The organism is Ideonella azotifigens, from assembly GCF_006519715.1.
Classification (GTDB): domain Bacteria; phylum Pseudomonadota; class Gammaproteobacteria; order Burkholderiales; family Burkholderiaceae_C; genus Ideonella; species Ideonella azotifigens.
The window spans coordinates 1-2299 of record NZ_VIDT01000789.1 but is presented as its reverse complement, the minus strand read 5'-3'; the positions used below and the strand labels follow the sequence as shown (position 1 = coordinate 2299).

Below are 2299 nucleotides of genomic sequence, written 5' to 3'. Positions count from 1 at the left end.
CTGCGCAACCGAGCCGCGGGCAAAACCGCCTTACCGCACCGCGGCCGGCCAGTGACCCGAGGTCTTCAGCTGCCCGTGTAACGGCCCGGCCGGTGGTTGATGTAGATGAAGCTGCTCATCACCACCGCGCCCAGCACCGAGTAGATGGCCCGGTCGCGCGGCAGGATCAGCGCGGCGATCAGCAGCACGCTGATGTCGATGGCCATCTGCACCTTGCCGGCGCGCCAGCCTTTGACCTGCTGGAAGTACAGCGAGACGATGGTCGCGCCGCCCAGGCTGGCCCGGTGGCGCGCCAGGAACAGGCAGCCCGAACCCAGCAGCAGACCACCCAGCACCGCGGCGTAGCCCGGGTGCAGCCGCTCGATGGCAAACAGCCGCGGCGAGTATTCGGTCATCAGCGACAGCGCCGTCACCGCCACGAAGGTCTTCAGCGTGAACTCCGGCCCCATGCGCTTCCACGAGAAGCCGTAGAACGGCAGGTTCACGACGAAGAACCACTTGCCGAAGCTGTAGCCCGTCAAGTGGCTGAGCACGAAGGCCGCGCCTGCCGTGCCACCGGTGATCAGGCCCACCTGCGCAAACAGGATCAGCGCCAGCGAGACGAACAGCGTGCCGGTGAAGATGGCCTGCGTGTCCTCGAACAAGGTGTGCGGCTTGTCCGTCAGCGGCGCGAGTGCCTCTGCCGTGCGTTTTGCGGTTGGAATGTCGGGGGTGTCTACAGTCGCCATGCGGGCATTGTGAGCAGGAAGCATGCCGCGCCACCGCGCTGCCCCACCCCGCCAGCCGGCCGGCGCGGTCACCGCAGCCTCACTCCCGGTAGTAAACCATCTGGTGCGTGCTGGCGAGCAGTTGGCCGCTGTCGCTCCAGACCTCGGCCGTCTGGTCAAAATAGCCGTTGCGGAAGTTCAGTGCCTTGGCCACGCCCAGCACCGGGCGTTCGCCCTGCGCGGCCAACATCGCGGCGTCTGCATGGAAATACGTCGTCAGCGTCACGGTGCCGATGGGCACGAACAGCCGGCGGCGCATGAAGACACGTGGGAAAAAGCAGTCGCAGATCGCCGCCAGCGACGCGAAGTCCAGCGGCCGGGCCGGTTCGTCGCGCACCCAGAAGCTGCTGTGCGAGCTGGCGTGTTCCTCGCCGTCCATGGCCTCGGGCAGGCCGCCGGTGACAAAGCGCATGTCATAGCGCTTGAACCAGGGCGGGCGCCGGGCGCCGCCGGCCCGCGTCAGCGTGTCGGGTGACGGCAGGTTTGCGGGCGGCCGCACGTCCGGTGCCGACCAGGTCTCACGCCGCCGCGCCAGCACCGCAGTCGCGGTGGCCGCCACGGTGCCGCCTTGCAGCAGCTCCACCGACCAATGCTGCGTCGACCGATTGGTGCGTGCCGCGCGGGCCACCAGCCCGAAGCCACCGTCCTCGATGGCGCTGGCGTAGTTGACGGTCAACGCAATCGGATCCCCCTGGCGCTCAGGGTGCTGCAGCACCGCGTTCAGCAAGGTGGCCGCCGTCGTGCCACCAAACGGGCCCACCATGTTGGCGTAGGCCGGGCTGGTGGCACCACTGAAGTGACCCGCGTGCGCCGCAGGGGCCAGCGCGATCGCGCTGTCGAACGGATGCACGAACGATGGCTCAGGTGCGGTCATGTCGGTCGCAAATTCAGGCATGTGGCAGTGTGCCGCTGCAGGCCGGGAAAGGCCTGTCACCAAGGCGTCGCGTCGCTCAAGCCGGCTGCGCCGCCGGCACCACCACGCGCGAGGACTCGCGGATCGGCAGGTGCATCAGGGCCGCGCCAAAGGCCAGCACCGCGTCAGCGTAGAACATCCAGGTGTAGTTGCCGGTGGCCTCGAAGGTCTTGCCGCCCAGGTAGGCGCCCAGGAAGCCGCCGATCTGGTGGGCCAGCATGACCATGCCGAACAACGTGCCCATGTGGGCCGGGCCGAAGAAGCGGGCCACCAGGCCGGCCGTGGGCGGCACGGTGGACAGGAAGCTCACGCCCATCACCGCGGCGAAGACCAGCATGCCGGCGCTGCTCTTGGGCGACAGCACGAAGACCAGCACCGCCACGCCGCGCAGCAGGTAGATCAGCGACAGCAGTGACTTCATGCGCCAGCGCCCGCCCTGGAAACCGATGGCCCAGCCGATGCCGAAGCTGCCGACGATGTTGAACAGGCCGATCACCGCCAGCGACCAGGCACCGACCGCGGCCGGCAAGCCGCACGACACAACAACACCTGGCAGGTGGGTGGCCAGGAAGGCCACATGGAAGCCGCAGACCATGAAGCCACCGGAGAGCAGCAGGAA

Annotated in this window: 3 protein-coding genes; all 3 read right to left on the bottom strand. The window is 68.3% G+C overall.

The window, feature by feature from the left end; translation table 11 throughout:
- Positions 1 to 65: 65 nt before the first annotated feature.
- The gene (locus FKP22_RS27675; protein WP_141291208.1) at positions 66 to 728 is read right to left on the bottom strand and encodes a DUF6198 family protein; all 663 of its coding nucleotides are present in this window, start codon (positions 726 to 728) and stop codon (positions 66 to 68) included.
- A 79-nt stretch (positions 729 to 807) separates the two neighbouring features.
- Positions 808 to 1641, bottom strand: coding sequence for an acyl-CoA thioesterase (locus tag FKP22_RS27670; RefSeq protein WP_141291206.1), 834 nt, complete (start codon positions 1639 to 1641; stop codon positions 808 to 810).
- Between the two features lie 76 nt (positions 1642 to 1717).
- A partial coding sequence (locus tag FKP22_RS27665) for an MFS transporter (protein ID WP_141291204.1) occupies positions 1718 to 2299 on the bottom strand: 582 nt, incomplete at its 5' end.

What these genes read in the sequence shown, in the direction of transcription:
- FKP22_RS27675 (WP_141291208.1), bottom strand. Translation starts at nt 728, where the DNA reads ATGGCGACTGTAGACACCCCCGACATTCCAACCGCAAAACGCACGGCA.
- FKP22_RS27670 (WP_141291206.1), bottom strand. Translation starts at nt 1,641, where the DNA reads ATGACCGCACCTGAGCCATCGTTCGTGCATCCGTTCGACAGCGCGATC.